Annotated in this window: 14 protein-coding genes; 6 read left to right on the plus strand and 8 right to left on the minus strand. The window is 71.2% G+C overall.

Going from position 1 to position 16,992, the window contains the following annotated elements:
- Both GPY60_RS24290 and GPY60_RS24295 read left to right on the plus strand, forming a co-directional pair.
- A partial coding sequence (locus GPY60_RS24290; protein ID WP_197283816.1) for an ATP-binding cassette domain-containing protein occupies positions 1-2,151 on the plus strand: 2,151 nt, incomplete at its 5' end.
- Positions 2,151-4,703, plus strand: coding sequence for an ATP-binding cassette domain-containing protein (locus GPY60_RS24295; RefSeq protein WP_156690251.1), 2,553 nt, complete (start codon positions 2,151-2,153; stop codon positions 4,701-4,703). The genes GPY60_RS24290 and GPY60_RS24295, both read left to right, overlap by 1 nt.
- A 5-nt stretch (positions 4,704-4,708) precedes the next feature.
- Here the strand turns inward: GPY60_RS24295 and GPY60_RS24300 are convergent, their stop codons facing one another.
- The 5 genes from GPY60_RS24300 to GPY60_RS24320 are packed head-to-tail and all read right to left on the minus strand — an operon-like array spanning position 4,709 to position 9,340.
- Positions 4,709-5,257 (minus strand): pentapeptide repeat-containing protein, encoded by a 549-nt coding sequence (locus tag GPY60_RS24300; RefSeq protein WP_156690264.1) that lies wholly within the window; start codon positions 5,255-5,257, stop codon positions 4,709-4,711.
- Positions 5,254-5,829: a GTP-binding protein gene (locus GPY60_RS24305; protein WP_156690252.1), complete on the minus strand. Its 576-nt coding sequence runs from the start codon at positions 5,827-5,829 to the stop codon at positions 5,254-5,256. The genes GPY60_RS24300 and GPY60_RS24305 overlap by 4 nt, the downstream gene beginning before the upstream one ends.
- Positions 5,810-6,184, minus strand: coding sequence for a DUF742 domain-containing protein (locus tag GPY60_RS24310; RefSeq protein WP_156690253.1), 375 nt, complete (start codon positions 6,182-6,184; stop codon positions 5,810-5,812). The genes GPY60_RS24305 and GPY60_RS24310 overlap by 20 nt, the downstream gene beginning before the upstream one ends.
- 7 nt (positions 6,185-6,191) lie before the next feature.
- Positions 6,192-6,590: a serine protease inhibitor gene (locus tag GPY60_RS24315; RefSeq protein ID WP_156690254.1), complete on the minus strand. Its 399-nt coding sequence runs from the start codon at positions 6,588-6,590 to the stop codon at positions 6,192-6,194.
- Complete coding sequence (locus GPY60_RS24320; RefSeq protein ID WP_156690255.1) at positions 6,587-9,340, minus strand: ATP-binding protein; 2,754 nt, start codon at positions 9,338-9,340, stop codon at positions 6,587-6,589. The genes GPY60_RS24315 and GPY60_RS24320 overlap by 4 nt, the downstream gene beginning before the upstream one ends.
- A gap of 250 nt (positions 9,341-9,590) precedes the next feature.
- On the opposite strand from GPY60_RS24320, the gene GPY60_RS24325 reads away from it, so the two are divergent.
- A complete protein-coding gene (locus GPY60_RS24325; protein WP_156690256.1) occupies positions 9,591-10,055 on the plus strand; it encodes a tRNA (cytidine(34)-2'-O)-methyltransferase in 465 nt (154 codons plus the stop codon).
- A 38-nt stretch (positions 10,056-10,093) separates the two neighbouring features.
- Positions 10,094-10,417 carry a YciI family protein gene (locus tag GPY60_RS24330; protein WP_156690257.1) on the plus strand — a complete coding sequence of 108 codons (324 nt, stop codon included), beginning with the start codon at positions 10,094-10,096 and terminating at the stop codon, positions 10,415-10,417.
- A gap of 3 nt (positions 10,418-10,420) precedes the next feature.
- Here the strand turns inward: GPY60_RS24330 and GPY60_RS24335 are convergent, their stop codons facing one another.
- The 3 genes from GPY60_RS24335 to GPY60_RS24345 all read right to left on the minus strand — a co-directional run bounded on the left by GPY60_RS24335 (position 10,421) and on the right by GPY60_RS24345 (position 14,844).
- On the minus strand, positions 10,421-11,065 hold the full coding sequence (locus GPY60_RS24335; protein ID WP_156690258.1) for a nitroreductase family protein: 645 nt from the start codon (positions 11,063-11,065) through the stop codon (positions 10,421-10,423).
- A 96-nt stretch (positions 11,066-11,161) separates the two neighbouring features.
- Positions 11,162-11,500 carry a hypothetical protein gene (locus GPY60_RS24340; RefSeq protein WP_156690259.1) on the minus strand — a complete coding sequence of 113 codons (339 nt, stop codon included), beginning with the start codon at positions 11,498-11,500 and terminating at the stop codon, positions 11,162-11,164.
- A 56-nt stretch (positions 11,501-11,556) separates the two neighbouring features.
- On the minus strand, positions 11,557-14,844 hold the full coding sequence (locus GPY60_RS24345) for an error-prone DNA polymerase (RefSeq protein ID WP_156690260.1): 3,288 nt from the start codon (positions 14,842-14,844) through the stop codon (positions 11,557-11,559).
- A gap of 64 nt (positions 14,845-14,908) precedes the next feature.
- Between GPY60_RS24345 and otsB the strand changes: the two genes are divergently transcribed.
- Both otsB and GPY60_RS24355 read left to right on the plus strand, forming a co-directional pair.
- Positions 14,909-16,147: a trehalose-phosphatase gene (otsB, locus tag GPY60_RS24350; protein WP_156690261.1), complete on the plus strand. Its 1,239-nt coding sequence runs from the start codon at positions 14,909-14,911 to the stop codon at positions 16,145-16,147.
- A 117-nt stretch (positions 16,148-16,264) separates the two neighbouring features.
- A partial coding sequence (locus GPY60_RS24355) for a PE family protein (RefSeq protein WP_156690262.1) occupies positions 16,265-16,992 on the plus strand: 728 nt, incomplete at its 3' end.

Consider the following 16,992-nt stretch of genomic DNA (forward strand, 5'->3'; position numbering starts at 1 on the left):
CCCCAGCCGCCGGCCCCTCCCCCCAACCAGTCGCTGTATCCGCCGGCCGCCCACGGGCGGCCCACCTATCCGGGACCGGCGCCCAATTACGCGCCGCACCCGAACATGTCGTCTGCGTCGCCGCATACGGAGATGTCGCCCAGCCTCGCCAAGCCGCCCGAGGTGGGCAACCTGGCGACCAAGATGTTCAACGCGCTGCTGCCCTCCCGGTCGGGCGCCATGCCCAAACCGTCCGGGGCGCAGACCATCGGCCGTTCCACCGACAACGACATCGTCATCCAGGACGTCCTGGCTTCACGCCATCACGCGTTCTTGACCCAGACACCGCTCGGCACCGAGATCCGCGACGCGCACAGCGTCAACGGGACATTCGTCAACGGCGTCCGGGTGGGGTCCGCGGTGCTGACCGAGGGCGACGTGGTCACCATCGGCAACGTCGACCTGGTGTTCACCCGCGACACCCTCGTCCGTCGCACCGAGGCGGCGACGCGCACCGGCGGCCTCGAAGTGAACTCGGTGTGCTACACCGTCGACCAGGGCAAAAAGCAGCTGCTCGACCACATCTCGCTGACCGCCCGCCCCGGGACGCTGACCGCCATCATCGGCGGGTCGGGCGCCGGTAAGACCACGCTGTCGCGGCTGATCGCCGGATACACCAGCCCGACGTCCGGTTCGGTCACCTTCGAGGGCCACAACATCCACACCGAGTACGCGTCGCTGCGCTCCCGGATCGGCATGGTCCCCCAGGACGACGTCGTGCACCGCCAGCTGACCGTCAACCAGGCCCTCAATTACGCGGCCGAATTGCGGCTCCCGCCCGACACCAGCAAAGCCGACCGCGCGCAGGTCGTCGCCCAGGTCCTCGAGGAACTCGAGCTCACCAAGCACGCCGACACCCGCGTCGACAAGCTGTCCGGCGGCCAGCGCAAGCGCGCCTCGGTCGCGCTCGAGCTGCTCACCGGCCCGTCGCTGCTGATCCTCGACGAGCCCACCACCGGCCTCGACCCCGCGCTGGACCGCCAGGTGATGATGATGCTGCGCCAGCTCGCCGACGCCGGCCGCGTGGTGCTGATCGTGACCCACTCGGTGTCCTACCTGGACGTCTGCGACCAGCTGCTGCTGGTTGCGCCCGGCGGGAAGACGGCGTTCCTCGGGCCGCCCAGCCAGATCGGCGCGGCGATGGGGACCACCAACTGGGCCGACATCTTCGCCAAGGTGGGCGCCGACCCCGACGAGGCCAACCGCCGCTTCCTGGCCGAGCAGCGCCAGACTCAGCCGCCGGCCGAACACAGCCCGGCGGCCGACCTGGGCGAACCCGTCCACGCCGACGTGCTGCGCCAGTTCTCCACGGTGGCGCGCCGTCAGATCCGACTGGTGGTCTCCGACCGCGGTTACACCGTCTTCCTGGCGCTGCTCCCGTTCCTGATCGGCGTCCTGACGCTGACCGTCCGCGGCAAGAGCGGGTACGGCATGTCGGATCCGTTGGGCAACAATCCGGCCCAGCCCGACCAGATCCTCGTCATGCTCAACGTGGGCGCGGTCTTCATGGGCACCGCGCTGACGATCCGAGACCTGATCGGCGAACGCCCGATCTTCAAGCGCGAACAGGCGGTCGGCCTGTCGACGGCGGCCTACATGGGCGCCAAAATCGTTGTGTTCTCCGCGTTCGCGATCGTCCAGGCGGCGATCGCCACCACCATCTCGGTGATCGGCTGGGGCAAGCCGCTGTCCGGCCCGGTGCTTCTCGGTGACGTCAGGTTCGAGCTGTTCGTGACCGTCGCCGCCACCTGTGTGGCCTCGGCGCTGCTGGGCATGGCGCTGTCGGCGCTGGCGAACTCGCAGGACCAGATCATGCCGATGCTCGTCGTGTCGATCATGTCGCAGCTGGTCTTCTCGGGCGGCATGATCTGGGTGACCGACCGGATGGTCCTCGACCAGTTGTCGTGGGCCACCCCCGCCCGATGGGGCTTCGCCGCGTCGGCGTCGACGATCGACGCCCACCGGCTGATCCCCGGGCCGACCGACCCCAAGGACCAGCACTGGGACCATAAGGCCAGCGCCTGGCTGTTCGACATGGCCATGCTCGGCGTCTTGTCCGTCGTGTACAGCGCGATCGTGTGGTGGAAGATCCGGCTCAAGCGGCACAACTGATGAACCGGCCCGTGCTGACGGTCCGCTCGGGCCGATCGCAGAGCAGCTTCGCGGCGGGCCGCGACATCGTGGTCGGGAGCGACGTGCGCGCCGACCTGCGCGTGGCCCACCCGCTCGTCGCCCGCGCGCACGTGCTGTTGCGGTTCGACCAGGGCCGATGGGTCGCGATCGACAACAACTCGATGAACGGGATGTTCGTCAACGGGCAGCGGGCGCAGGCGGTCGACATCCAGGACGGCCAGTCGGTCAACATCGGCAAGCCCGACGGCCCGCGGCTCACCTTCGAGGTCGGCCACCACTCCGGGACCGTGGGCATGCTGCCGCCGACGACGGAGAACATCCCGGTGATCGCGCCGCCGCCGCGTCCCCCCGGCGGCTCCGGCCCGTTCGCTCGCCCTCCGCGGCAACCGCCGCGGCCCGGCACGCCGCCCGCCCGGCCGCGACCGCGGTTGCCCCGGCCGAAGGACACCCAGCGCACGACCGTCTTCCCCGTCGCCCCACCGGCCACGGGCCAGAGCGGCGCCGTGCGGGCGCCGGAGCAGAGTCCGCCCACCGAGATCGGGGTGACCGGGGCGGTCACCGAGTTCCCGACCACGCGGGTCAAGACGCCCGGGGACGACGAACTGCGGGCGCCGGTGACCAAGTCGGCCTGGATCGGTCGTGCGCTCGACAACGACATCGTGATCCACGACGTGCTGGCGTCGCGTCATCACGCGTTTCTGACCCCGACGCCGATCGGGACCGAGATCCGCGATGCGCAGAGCATCAACGGGACGTTCGTCAACGGCATCAGGGTCGGGTCGGCGGTGCTCGCCGAGGGCGACGTGGTGACGATCGGCAACGTCGACCTCGTGTTCACCGGCGGTGCGCTGGTGCGGCGCGGGGAGGCGGCCACCCGGACCGGCGGCCTCGAGGTGCGTGAGGTCGACTTCACCATCGACGGCAAGAACCTGCTCGAGCGGGTCTCGCTGACAGCGCGCCCCGGAACGCTCACCGCCATCATCGGCGGGTCCGGCGCCGGCAAGACCACGCTGTCGCGGCTCATCGCCGGGTACGCCACCCCGACGTCGGGCACGGTCACGTTCGAGGGACACAACATCCACACCGAGTACGCGTCGCTGCGCTCCCGGATCGGCATGGTCCCCCAGGACGACGTCGTGCACCGCCAGCTCACGGTCAACCAGGCGCTCGGCTACGCGGCCGAACTGCGGCTGCCGCCGGACACCAGCAAGGCCGACCGCGCCCAGGTCGTCGCGCAGGTCCTCGACGAGCTGGGGATGTCCCAGCACGCCGACACCCGCGTCGACAAGCTCTCGGGCGGCCAACGCAAGCGCGCCTCGGTCGCGCTCGAGCTGCTGACCGGGCCGTCGCTGCTGATCCTCGATGAGCCGACCTCGGGCCTTGATCCCGCGCTCGACCTGCAGGTCATGACCATGCTGCGCCAGCTCGCCGACGCGGGCCGGGTGGTATTGGTGGTTACCCACTCGCTCACCTATCTCGACGTGTGCGACCAGGTGCTGCTGATGGCGCCGGGCGGCAAGACGGCGTTCCTGGGCGCCCCGGGTGAGATCGGCGACGCCATGGGGACCACCAATTGGGCGCAGATCTTCGCCAAGGTGGGCGCCGACCCCGACGAGGCCAACCGCCGGTTTCTGGCCCAAAACCAACCGCCGCCCCCGCCGAAGGAGGCGCCGGGCGACCTGGGCACCCCCGCCCACACCAGCCTGCGCCGGCAGTTCTCGACGATCACCCGCCGGCAGGTCCGCCTGGTGGTGTCCGACCGCGCCTACTTCGCGTTCCTGGCGCTGCTGCCGTTCATCCTGGGTGCGCTGTCGCTGACCGTCCCGGGCAACACCGGCTTCGGCGTCGCAGCGCCGACCAGCGAGACGCCCGACGAGGCCGCGCAGATCCTGACCCTGCTGTCCATCGCCGCGGTCTTCATGGGGACGGCCCTGACGATCCGCGACCTGATCGGCGAGCGGGCCATCTTCCGCCGCGAACAGGCGGTGGGGTTGTCGCCGGGGGCGTACCTGACGGCCAAGATCGCCGTCTTCTGCGTGTTCGCGATCGTGCAGGCGGCGATCGCGACCGCCATCGTGCTGATCGGCAAGGGCCTGCCCAGCCAGCCGGCTCTGCTGTTCGGGTCGTCCCGGTACGCGGCCAGCCTGGAGCTGTTCCTCACCGTCGCGGCGACCTGCGTGGCGTCGGCCATCCTCGGGTTGCTGCTGTCGTCGCTCGCCCGCTCGAACGAGCAGATCATGCCGCTGCTGGTGGTGTCGCTGATGCTGCAGTTGGTGCTGGGCGGCGGCATGGTGCCCATCACCGGCCGCGTGTTCCTCGACCAGCTGTCGTGGCTGGTGCCGTCGCGCTGGGGGTATGCCGCGTCGGCGTCCACGGTGGACCTGGCGAAGCTGGTCCCGGGCACGCTGAGCCCGAAGGACAGCCACTGGAAGCACACGCCCGCCACGTGGCTGTTCGACATGGGGATGCTCGCGGTGCTGTCGGTCGTCTACTCCGTCATCGTGCGGTGGCGCATCCGGCTGAAGCGCTGACCGGCCTACTCCACGCGGATGCCGTGCGCCTGCGCGAAGGCGACCGCCTGCCCGATGTCGACCCGCGCGCCCGTGAGCGACGCCGTCTGCCACAGAGACGGGTCGACGGTGGCGCCGCGCAGGTCGGCGCCGTCCAGCCGGGCGCCGGCGGTGCGGGCACCGGCGAGATCGGCGCCGCGCAGCACGGCCTTGCGCAGGTCCGCCTCAACCAGGCCGGCCTCCCGAAGCCGGCAGCCGCTGAGGTCGACGCCCCGCAGGTCGTTGCCGCCGAGCACGGCCAGCGTGAAGTCGACCTCGTCGAAGGTGATGGGCCGCAGCCGGCAGGCCACGAACACCGACCCGAGCATGCTGCACTGTGCAAAGGAGCTGTGCCACAGCAGCGTCCGCTCGAACGTGCAGTTGCGGAACGCCGACCCGCGGTGCTCGGACTCGGCCAGGGTGGCGCCGCGGAAGTCGCAGCCGGTGAAGACGACCCGCTCGGTGCTCAGCCGGCTGAGGTCATGCTCGGAGAAGTCGTGGCCCTCAAACGCACGGTCGGCCCACCGCTCGGTCAGCTCGCCGCCAGGCTCTGCAGCGCGTACTCGCTGACCGCGATCAGCGCGTCGCGCGCCGATCGGCGGTCGCGGGCGTCGACCGAGATCACCGGGATGTGCGCGGGCAGGGCCAGCGCCTCGCGCACCTCGGCGACGGGGTAGCGCGGCGCGCCGTCGAACTCGTTGACCGCCACCAGAAACGGCAGGTTGCGGTGCTCGAAGAAGTCGACCGCGGCGAAGCTGTCCTGCAGGCGCCGGCAGTCGACCAGGATGATCGCGCCGATCGCGCCGCGGATCAGGTCGTCCCACATGAACCAGAACCGGCGCTGACCGGGGGTGCCGAACAGGTAGAGCACCAGCTCCTCGTCCAGGGTGATCCGGCCGAAGTCCATCGCGACCGTGGTCGTCCGCTTGTCCGGGGTGGCCTCGAGCGCGTCGACGCCGGCCGAGGCATCGGTCAGCATCGCCTCGGTGCGCAGCGGCATGATCTCCGAGACCGCCCCCACGAACGTGGTCTTTCCGGCACCGAAGCCGCCCGCGACGACGATCTTCGTCGACGCGTGGGCGCCCCCCTCAGAGTGCTCGTAAGCCACGCAGTGTCCTTCCTATCAGTTCGTAGCGCTCGTCCCGGGTGGACCGCTCGGTCAAAGTCCTATGCACCCGAAGGTAACCGGAGAGCACCAGATCTCCGACCAGGACGCGCGCGACGCCGACCGGCAAATCCAGCCGGGCCGAGATTTCCGCGACCGACGGGCTGTCCACGCACAGTCCGATGATCCTGCCTCTCGGGTCGTCCGCCGGCCACCGGTGCGCCAGCCCGGCCTCCAGGGCCTGGACCGGCGCCTCGAGCGGGAGGTCGACGTTGGTGTCGGTGCGGCCCGCGGTCAGGGTGTACGGCCGGACGAGGCTCGCCTCGCGTCTGGGCGGCCAGGGCTCGCGTTCGTCCATCCGGGGCTCACCGTACGGTCGACCGGCGCGCGGACTGCACCACGCCGCCCACCCGCTCGACCAGAATAGCCATCTCGTACCCGATCTGACCGATGTCGCAGGACGTGGCCGCCAGCGTGGCCAGGTGCGAGCCGTCACCGACCCGCATCAGCAGCAGGTAGCCGTTCTGCATTTCGACCACGGACTGCAGCACCTGCCCGCCCTCGAACAGCTGCGCGGCGCCGGACGCCAGGCTCGCCAGGCCGGACGCCACCGCGGCGAGCTGGTCGGCGCGCTCCCGCGGCAGATGCTCGCTCGCGGCGATCGGCAGGCCGTCGACCGACACCAGCAACGCGTGCGCCACGCCCGGAACCTCGCGGGCGAACCTCGTCACCAGCCAGTCCAGAGATTCGCCGGGTGCCGTCATTCCTGTTCCTGTTCACGGGCGTGCGAGCGGCCCGTGCGGACGCCGCCGAAATGGCTGCTGATCGAGGCGCGCACGGCCTCCGGGTCGCGGGACAGCGGTGCCGAGGCGGCCGCGTGTTGGGGGTGGCGTCCGTTGGCCGCCTGCTCGTCGTCGGAGTCGTCGGCTTCGTCCGGCTCGGGGCCAGCCGCGCCGGGCACCAGCCGGGCGCCCGGGGTGCGGACCGGCAGCCCGTGGTCGGCGGTGTGCGACTCGACGGGCTTGTCCTCGGCCTCGGCGGCCAGCGACCAGCCGCGGTCCCACACCGACTGCCAGTCCAGGTCGGGGCTGTTGACCAGGTCGTGCGGGTCGCCCAGCATCTCCGAGAGCATCCGCCGGTAGATCACGTCCTCATCGGCCGGGCCGCCTGGGGCGGCGGAACTCTTCGGGGCCTCCGGGATCGCGGGCTCTAGGGGCTTCGCCGGCGGCGGCGCGTCGGTGCTGCGCGAGCGCGCGGAAAAGAACGCCGACGTGTCCGACACGGACTGCTTGGGTTCGGGCGTCGCGGCGGCCTGCTGCCCGCTCTCCCACCAAGGGGTGGGGAGCTCCCGGCGCTCGCGGGCGGGCTGCGGGTCGGCTTGCGGCTCAGGGACTTCGGTGATCCCGCTGGACCCCGGGTTGCGGCGCGGCAGCAGCGTGACGGGCGGGGCCGGGCGCGCCGAGCCGTTCTGGTCGGCCGGCTCGGGCTCCTCGGCGGCGGCGACCGGGGGCGCGGAGGGTGCGCTCGTCCGCGGCGCCACGGCCGTCCGGACGGCCGGCGGCTCCGGCGCCGGGGCCGGCTCGCCACCCTCGAGGACGGTCGACGGCAGGTAGACCTCGGCGGTCGTCCCGGTCCCGGCCTCGTGGGGCGCCGGGCCCCGCAGCCCGACCCGGATGCCGTGGCGGGCGGCGATCCTGCCCACCACGAACAGGCCCATGTGGCGGGCGTTGTCGGGGGTGGGCTCGGGAGCGGATCCCGCAGGGTCGGGACCGCCTGCCTGCAGCCGCATGTTGGCGATGCGCCGGTCGGCGTCGTTCATCCCCAGCCCCTGGTCCGAGACGCGCAGCAGCACTCCCCCGTCACCGCCGCGCGACGCGGCCACCCGGACGGTCGTGGACGGCGGCGAGCACCGCAAGGCGTTGTCGATGAGCTCGGCGAACAGGTGGATGACGCCGCCGGCCGCCGCGCCGACCAGGGCGCAGTCGGGCAGCGCCACAACCTCGACCCGGCGGTAGTCCTCGACCTCGGACACGGCGGCGTTGATCACCGTCGCCAGCGGCACCGGCTCGCGCTGGTCGCGCGCGAGCTGCGCGCCGGCCAGCACCAGCAGGTTGGCGCTGTTGCGGCGCAGCCGGGCCGCCAGGTGATCCAGCCGGAACAGGCTGTCGAGGCGTTCGGGGTCCTCCTCGTTGCGCTCCAGCCGGTCGATCAGCTGGAGCTGCTGGTCGACCAGGGAGCGGCTGCGCCGGGACATGGTCTCGAACATGTCGTTGACCAGCAAACGCAGCCGTGCCTCGTCGCCGGCGAGCTGCAGGGCCTGCGTGTGCAGCTCGTCGACCGCGTGGGCGACCTGGCCGATCTCCTCGGTGGTGTACACCGGCAGCGGCTCGGGGATGGGAGTGGCCCCGCCGGCCTTCACCCGCGCCACCTCCTCCTCGAGGTCGGTGTGGGCGACCTGCAGAGCACCGTCGCGCAGCACGCGCAGCGGCCGGACGAGCGCGCGGGCCACCAGCAGGACGATGATCAGCGCGACCACGATCGCGGCCAGCACCACGGCGGCGTCGACGATCGCGGCGTCGCGCCGGTCGTTCGCCTGCACGTGCACCGACTTGGTCACCGACGCCGTGGCGTCCTGGACGATCTTGTCGGCGATGTCGTCGGTGGTCTGGATCGAGCGCAATAGGTCCGCGTTGTCGACCAGCGGCGTGGCGGGGTCGGACATGAGGGCCATCCGGGTCACCATCTGCTGCTGCAGCGTCTTGGCCTCGGGGGAACCGGCCCCGAGGACCTCGCTCATGCCGAAGAGCGTCGACGGCTCGGTGCCCGCCAGCGTGATCATCGAGGTGCGCAGCTGCGGCTCGGGGAGGTCGGCGCCGCGGGTCACCAGGATCTTTTGCATCGTCATCTGGCCGCGCGCCCCGACCGCCCGGCTCAGGCCCTGCGCCTGCGCGCGCACCTTCTCGTCGTCGACCTGCACCGATGCGTTGACCACGTCCTCGGCCGTCAGCAGGATCGGCGCGTAGGTGGTCACCCGGTCGCGTAGCCCGATGCTGTTGTCGGCCACCTTGTCCAGCAGCGCCTGCCCGCCGCTCAGCAGCGTGTTGACGCCGGACCGGACGTCGGGGGTGACGTCGGTGTCATCCAGCCGCTGCTGCAGCTCGTGCTTGCGGGCCTGGTAGTTCTTCTTCGCGCCGTCGACGTCGCGGTCGGTCGAGCCGGCCAGCAGGGCGACGTCCAGCGCGGACATGTACTTGGTGATCGCCGGCAGGACGTCGGCGCGGGCCGCGGCGAGGCGCAGGCCGGCGGCATTCGCCATCGCGCCCTGGACGCGCAGCGCGCCGAAGGTCGTCGCGAGGACCAGGGGGACCAGCACGATCGCCAGGACCTTCCAGCGGACGGGCCAGTTGCTCGGCGACCACGCCGGGGGGCGCCTGCCCCGCACCGGCTCGGGGGCGCGGGCGTCGGCGACTTCAGCCGCCTCGACCGCGTGGGCCGGGCGGTCGAACATGGTCATGCGTCCACGGCCGGGCAACCGGCCGGCACGCATGGATTCAGCATCGAAACGAACGAGAGCCTCATGAAACTTCCTGCTTTATTTCCACCCGCCGCGCGCGAATAGGCGTGAGCCGTATACGTGGCAATTTGACGAGTATGACAGCCCAACGTCCAGGTCACCAGATTCGCACTGAGCACCGGGGTTGTCGCCGGTGCCGCCGGGTAACGCCGGCAAACACTTTCGGGGACGGCTTTGTCATGATCGGCGGGTGTTCCGGCTGCTGTTCTACTCCCCGCGCATCCCCCCGAATACCGGCAATGCCATTCGGACGGCGGCGGCCACCGGCTGTGAGCTGCATTTGGTGGAGCCGCTGGGATTCGACCTGTCCGAACCGCAGCTGCGGCGGGCCGGGCTGGACTATCACGACCTCGCGTCGGTGACCGTGCATCCGTCGCTGGCGGCCGCGTGGGAGGCCCTGCCGTCGGCGCGGGTGTTCGCGTTCACCTCGCATGCGACGACGCCGTTCGCCGACGTCGCGTATCGGGCCGGCGACGTGCTGATGTTCGGCCCGGAGCCCGATGGCCTGGACGCCGCCACGCTGGCCGACCCGCGCGTCACGCGCCAGGTGCGCATCCCGATGCTGGCGGGCCGGCGCTCGCTGAACCTGTCGAATGCCGCCGCGATCGCCGTGTACGAGGCGTGGCGCCAGCACGGCTATCCCGGGGGCGTGTAGCTCGGTTAGTTCCGGGCGCCGCCTGGGTCAGTACCTTCATGGCGACATTCATCACGATCGGTTACGGGGACGAAGCGGGCTACGACCGCCTGAGCGACGACCGCAAGCGGGCAGCGCATGCCCGCGACGACGAACTGCGCGTGGCCGGCGCGCTCATCGGGATCGCCGGCCAACCGGTTCGCGTGCGCAACGCCGACGCGGCCGGCGTGCAGGTCGAGCCCGGGGCCTACCTGCGGTCGGCGCTGCCGATCGCAGGGTTCGCTGTGCTGGAGGCCGACAGCCTGGACGGCGCGATCGAGCGGGTGAGCCAAACTCCCTGCGCTGTCGCACACGGGGTGGTCGAGGTGTGGCCGCTTGAGTAGCGACTACCAACCGTTCCAGTGGGTCACCTGCTCGGCCGGCAGGCGCTTGGCGGGCCGGAAGTCGGTGCCCTTGGTGTAGGCGATGGGGAACAGACCGGCCTGGCTGTACTTCTCGAACGGAATGCCGAGCACCTCGGCGGCCTGCCGCTCGCCGTCGCCGAGCAGGTGCAGCGTCGTCCAGCAGGTGCCCAGCCCGCGGGACCTCAGTGCCAGGCAGAAGCTCCACACCGCGGGAAACAGGGAGGCCCAGAAGGACACGCCGCCCAGCGGCGTCCGGTCCTCGCGGCCCTCGATGCACGGGATCAGCAGGACGGGCGCCTCGTGCATGTGCTCGGCGAGGTAGGTGGCGGAGTCGCGGACCTTGCCCATCCGCTCGCCGCGGATGTCGCCTTCGGCGTACTCGGCCGCCGGGGCGCTGAGGTAGCCCCGGGCCTTGGACAGGTAGATCTCGCCGAGCGCCTTGCGCTTGTCGGCGTCCTCAACGAACACCCACTGCCAACCCTGCGAGTTGGATCCGGTGGGCGCCTGCAGCGCGAGTTCGAGGCACTCCATCAACACGTCGCGGCCGACCGGCTTGTCGAAGTCGAGGCGCTTGCGGACCGAGCGGGTCGTGGTCAGGACTTCGTCGACGGAGAGGTTGAGGGTCATCAGGCGAGACTATCGTCCCGCGCCGAACGTGAAACTGTGGCGAGTTTCCGGCGGATTTTTCGCCATGGCTTCACGTTCGGCGGGCCCGGCCGCCCGTCAGGGCGGCGGCGGCTGATCGGGGGGAATCGCCCCGTTGCAACCACCGGGCGGCGGTGGGCCCGGGAGGGGTTCGTCGCCGCCGACGCAGTCGAAGTAGAACTGCGGACCCACCATCCAGGTTTTCATCCACTGGTGCCAGAACGACCCATCGGGGTATTTCTCGCCGTCGCACACCGCCAGATTGCCCCACCCCCAGCGACCGCCCGGGCAATAGCCCTTTGTCATGTCCGGCTGGTGTGGGTCGGGAGGGTCTGCGCTGGCGAGGCCGGGGGAAAACACAACGGCGGCAGCACAACCCAATATCGCAGCGCCGTGGCGGGCAAGCGTGAATGTCATATCGACTCCCCATGCGAGGTTGAGTTGCTGACATTTTGCACATTTCGCGCGGGGAATCAGCGAAAGTCACGGGATTTACAGCCAACGCTTAAGGAAATGCGGCCCAACCGCTCGGCGATGACGGTGACGGCGCCGGTGGCGTTTTGGACCTGCCCGCGGACCAGCAGCGCCGGTGCGCTGTTCGCCAGCTTGCGGTGGCGCGCCCACACCGCCGGCGTGCAGAGCACGTTGACCATCCCCGTCTCGTCCTCGAGGTTGAGAAACGTCACCCCCTGGGCCGTTCCCGGCCGCTGCCGGTGCGTCACCGCCCCGGCGATCAGCACGCGGTCGCCGTCGTGCACGCCGAGCAGCTTGTCGGCGGGCACCACCCCCATGGCGTCCAGGTCCTCCCGCAGGAACTGCGTCGGGTAGCTGTCGGGCGAGACTCCGGTGGCCCACACGTCGGCGGCGGCCAGTTCCAGCTCGCTCATGCCGGGCAACGACGGCACGTGCGACGACGAGCCGACCCCGGGCAGCCGGTCCGGCCGTTGCGTGGCGGCTGCCCCGGCCGCCCACAGCCCCTCACGCCGGGACATGCCGAAACAACCCAGCGCTCCGGCCGTCGCCAGCGCCTCGGTCTGCGGCACGGACAGCTGCAGCCGGCCCGTCAGGTTCAGCAGGGAGGTGAAGGGCCCGTTGGCTTTTCGCTCGTCGACCAGTCGCTCGGCGAGGTCGTCGCCGATGTGGCGCACGGCGCCCAGGCCCAGGCGGACCTCGAGTCCGGCGTTTTCCAGCGTGGCGTGCGCCAGGCTGGCGTTGACGTCGGGGCCGTGCACCGTCACGCCGTGCCGGCGGGCGTCGGCCACCAGGGACTGGGGCGAGTAGAAGCCCATTGGCTGCGCGCGCAGCAGCGCCGCGCAGAACGCCGCCGGGTGGTGCAGCTTGAACCACGACGAGTAGAACACCAGCGACGCGAAGCTCAGCGCGTGGCTTTCCGGGAAGCCGAAATTGGCGAAGGCCTCGAGCTTTTCGTAGGTCCGGTCGATCACCTCGTCGGGGGCGCCGTGCAGCGCGCGCATGCCCTCGTAGAACCGGCCGCGCAGCCGCCGCATGCGCTCGGTCGAGCGCTTGGAGCCCATGGCGCGGCGCAACTGGTCGGCCTCGGCGGCGGAAAAGCCGGCGCAGTCGACGGCGAGCTGCATCAGCTGTTCCTGAAACAGCGGCACCCCCAGCGTCTTTCGCAGCGCCGGCTCCATCGACGGGTGGTCGTAGACCACCGGGTCCACCCCGTTGCGCCGCCGGATGTAGGGGTGCACCGACCCGCCCTGGATGGGCCCCGGACGGATCAGCGCGACCTCGACGACCAGGTCGTAGAAGATGCGCGGCTTCAACCGCGGCAGCGTCGCCATCTGCGCGCGTGACTCCACCTGGAACACGCCCACGGAATCGGCGCGCTGCAGCATCTCGTACACCGCGGGCTCGGAGAGGTCGAGCCGGGCCAGGTCGACGTCGATGCCCTTGTGCTCGGCCACCAGGTCGATCGCGTAGTGCAGCGCGGAGAGCATGCCCAGCCCCAGCAGGTCGAACTTCACCAAACCGATTGCGGCGCAGTCGTCCTTGTCCCACTGCAGCACGCTGCGGTTCTCCATGCGCGCCCACTCCACCGGGCACACGTCGGCGATCGGGCGGTCGCAGATCACCATGCCTCCGGAGTGAATGCCCATGTGGCGCGGCAGGTTCCGGATCTGGTTGGCCAGGTCGACCACCTGCGGCGGGATGCCCTCGGCATCGGGCGAATCGGCCCGCCCGTTCCAGTGGGCGAGCTGCTTGCTCCAGGCGTCCTGCTGCCCCTGCGAGAAGCCCAGGGCGCGGGCCATGTCGCGCACCGCGATCCGGCCGCGGTAGGTGATCACGTTGGCGACCTGGGCGGCGTAGTCGCGGCCGTAGCGGTCGTAGACGTACTGGATGACCTTCTCGCGCTGGTCGGACTCGATGTCCATGTCGATGTCGGGCGGACCGTCGCGGGCGGGTGACAGGAACCGCTCGAACAACAGCTCGTTGGCCACCGGATCGACGGCGGTGACGCCCAGGGCATAACAGACCGCGGAGTTGGCCGCCGATCCCCTGCCCTGGCACAGGATGTTGTTCTCACGGCAGAACCGGGCGATGTCGTGCACCACCAGGAAGTAGCCCGGAAAGGTCAGTTGCTCAATGACTTTCAGCTCATGCTCGATCTGCGCGTACGCGCGCGGGGCTTTGTCCGGACGTCCGTAGCGGTCGCGCGCACCCGTCATCGTCAGCTGCCGCAGCCAGCTGTCCTCGGTGTGCCCGTCGGGGACGTCGAACGGCGGCAGCTGCGGCGCGATCAGCGCCAGCCCGAACGCGCACCGCTCGCCGAGTTCGGCCGCGGCGCGCACCGCGTCGGGGTGCCAGGCGAACAGCCGGGCCATCTCCTCGCCGGACCGCAGGTGCGAACCCCCCACCGGGGCAAGCCAACCGGCGGCGGAGTCCAGGGACTCCCGCGCCCGGATCGCGCCCATCGCCATGGCCAGCCGGCCGCGCGACGGCTCCGCGAAATGCGCCCCGGTGGTGGCGACGACGCCGACCCCGAAGCGCGGCGCGAGCGCGGCCAGCGCCGCGTTGCGCTCGTCGTCGAGCGGGTGGCCGTGGTGGGTCAGCTCGATGCTGACCCGGTGGGCGCCGAACCGGTCCACCAGGCCGGCCAGCGCCCGCTCCGCCGCGTCGGGGCCGCCGGTCGAGAACGCCTGTCGCACATGGCCTTTGCGGCAGCCGGTCAGGATGTGCCAATGCCCGCCGGCGGCCTCGGTCAGCGCGTCGAGGTCGTAGCGCGGCTTGCCCTTCTCGCCGCCGGCCAGGTGCGCGGCGGCCAGCTGCCGCGACAGCCTGCGGTAACCCTCGGGGCCGCGGGCCAGCACCAGCAGGTGCGGGCCGGGCGGATCCGGCGTCTCGGTCCGGGCGCCCGGGCCCAAAGACAGCTCCGCCCCGAACACGGTACGGATGTCGAGTTCGGCGGCCGCCTCGGCGAACCGCACCGCGCCGTACAGGCCGTCGTGGTCGGTCAGCGCGAGGGCGCGCAGGTCCAGGCGGGCGGCCTCCTCGACCAGCTCCTCCGGCGTGCTGGCCCCGTCCAGGAAGCTGAACGCCGAATGCGCGTGCAGTTCGGCATAGGCGACGGCCGACCGGGCCCGTCGGCCGTCGGTGGGCGGCTGGTACGCCGAGCGCTTCGGCGACCGTGGGGCCTCGTCGGCCGGGGTGGGTGCCACGTGCTCCCCGGCATGGCGCGGCTTGCTGTCGAGCACCCGCTCCATCTCCGACCAGCTCGGCGGCCCATTAAACCAGCCCACGGAATGAGTCTATCGAAAATATGTTCGATGCACACCGGCCATGGGCGCCGTGAGAAGCTGAGGCGTGCACGAATCGGAGCAGGTCACGATCGACCCCCGGCGCCACGACGCCGTCCTGTTCGACCTCGACGCCGTGGTGGCCCCCGAGGGCAGCGCCTACCAATCGGCCCTGACCCTGGCCCGGCAACTTCACGAGGCCGGGGTCGACACCGGCGTCTTCTCGGCGAACCAGGACGACCGGGACACCCTCGCGTCGGCCGGCATCGGAGGGCTGCTCGACGTCGTCGGCGCCGACCCCCTCGAGGCGGCCAAAGCCCTCGCGGTGCGTCCCGGCCGCTCCGCCGTCGTCGCGACGGACGCGTCGGTGATCGGGGCCGCGCGCGCCGGTGGGTTCGCCGTGGTGATCGGAGTCGACCGCACAGGGAACCGCGACGCGATGCGTGACGTCGGCGCCGACACCGTGGTGGCCGAGCTCAGTGAGGTGTCGGTGCGGACCGGCGACCGCCGAATGTCGCAACTCCCGGACGCGCTGCAGGGCGAGGATTTGGGCGGCGGGCATCCGGCGGTGTTCTTCGACTTCGACGGCACGCTGTCGGAGATCGTCAACGATCCCGACGCGGCCCGGCTCGTCGCCGGGGCGGCCGAGGCGCTGCAGAGGCTGGCCGCCCAATGTCCCGTGGCGGTGCTGTCCGGCCGGGACCTCGCCGACGTGACCAACCGGATCGGCCTGCCCGGCGTCTGGTATGCCGGCAGCCACGGCTTCGAGCTGACCGCACCGGACGGGGCCCACCACCAGAACGATGCCGCCGCGGCGGCCGTACCCGTGCTGGAACAGGCGGCCGGCGACCTGCGCGAGCGGCTGAAGTCCATTCCCGGTGTGGTGGTGGAGCACAAGCGATTCGGCGTGGCGGTGCACTATCGCAACGCGGCCCGTGACCGGGTCGGCGAGGTGGCCTCGGCGGTGCGCGCGGCCGGCCGGCGCGACAAGCTTCGGGTGACCACCGGCCGGGAGGTCATCGAATTGCGCCCGGACATCGACTGGGACAAGGGCAAGACGCTGCGCTGGGTGATGGAACATCTCGACAGGTCGGGCGCGGGTGCGCGGGTGCCCATGTATTTAGGAGACGACATCACCGACGAGGACGCGTTCGACGCCGTCGGGGCCGACGGTATCCCGATCTTGGTGCGCCACAACGAAGACGGTGACCGCGCGACCGCGGCGCGGTATGCGCTGGACAGCCCGGCACAGGTCAGCGAGTTCGTCGACCGGCTGGCGCGCCGGCTGGGTGAGGCCACGGATTGAGTTGTGACCATTGGTCATACACCGACGGTGAACCTGCCAAGGCGCTGGCAACCTCGCCTTTATTACACATGTGACATATACACACGTTAGGCTTCCCGCCGACTCGGGAGGTCAGACATGTCGTTTGTGATCGCTGGGCCGGACGTCATCGGATCGACTGCGACGGACTTGGCGGGCATCAGGTCGGCGATCGGCGCCGCGAATTCGGCGGCCGCCGTCCAGACGACGCAGGTGCAGGCCGCAGCGGCCGACGAGGTGTCGGCGGCTGTCTCGGCACTGTTCGGCCAGTACGGCGAGGCCTATCAGGTGATCGGCGGACAACTCACCGCCTTCCACGACCAGTTCGTCCAGGCTTTGAACGGCGCCGGACTCGCGTATGCCGCGACCGAGGCGGCCAACGCGTCGCCGCTGCAGACCTTTGAGGACGACGTGCTGGCCGCGATCAACGCGCCGACCCAGACGCTGTTGGGGCGCCCGCTGATCGGTGACGGTGCGAATGGGACGGCGGCGAGCCCGGACGGGCAGCCCGGCGGATTCCTGTACGGCAACGGCGGTAACGGCTACTCGCAGGCCGCCGGCTCGGGCCTGAACGGCGGCAACGGCGGCGCCGCCGGGTTGATCGGCAACGGCGGAATCGGCGGCAACGGCGGCAGCGGTGCGGCCGCCGTGGGGTCCGGTGGGAGCGGCGGTTCCGGTGGTTCAGGTGGCGCGGGCGGCCACGGCGGCTTCCTCTATGGCAGCGGTGGCGCCGGCGGCAACGGCGCGGCCGGAGTCGCCGGCGCGACGGGCACTACCTCGGGCGGCGCGGGCGGCAACGGCGGGAGGGGGGGGGGGGGGGGCGCGGC

Origin of the sequence: Mycobacterium sp. Marseille-P9652, assembly GCF_902652685.1 — a bacterium.
Lineage (GTDB): Bacteria > Actinomycetota > Actinomycetes > Mycobacteriales > Mycobacteriaceae > Mycobacterium.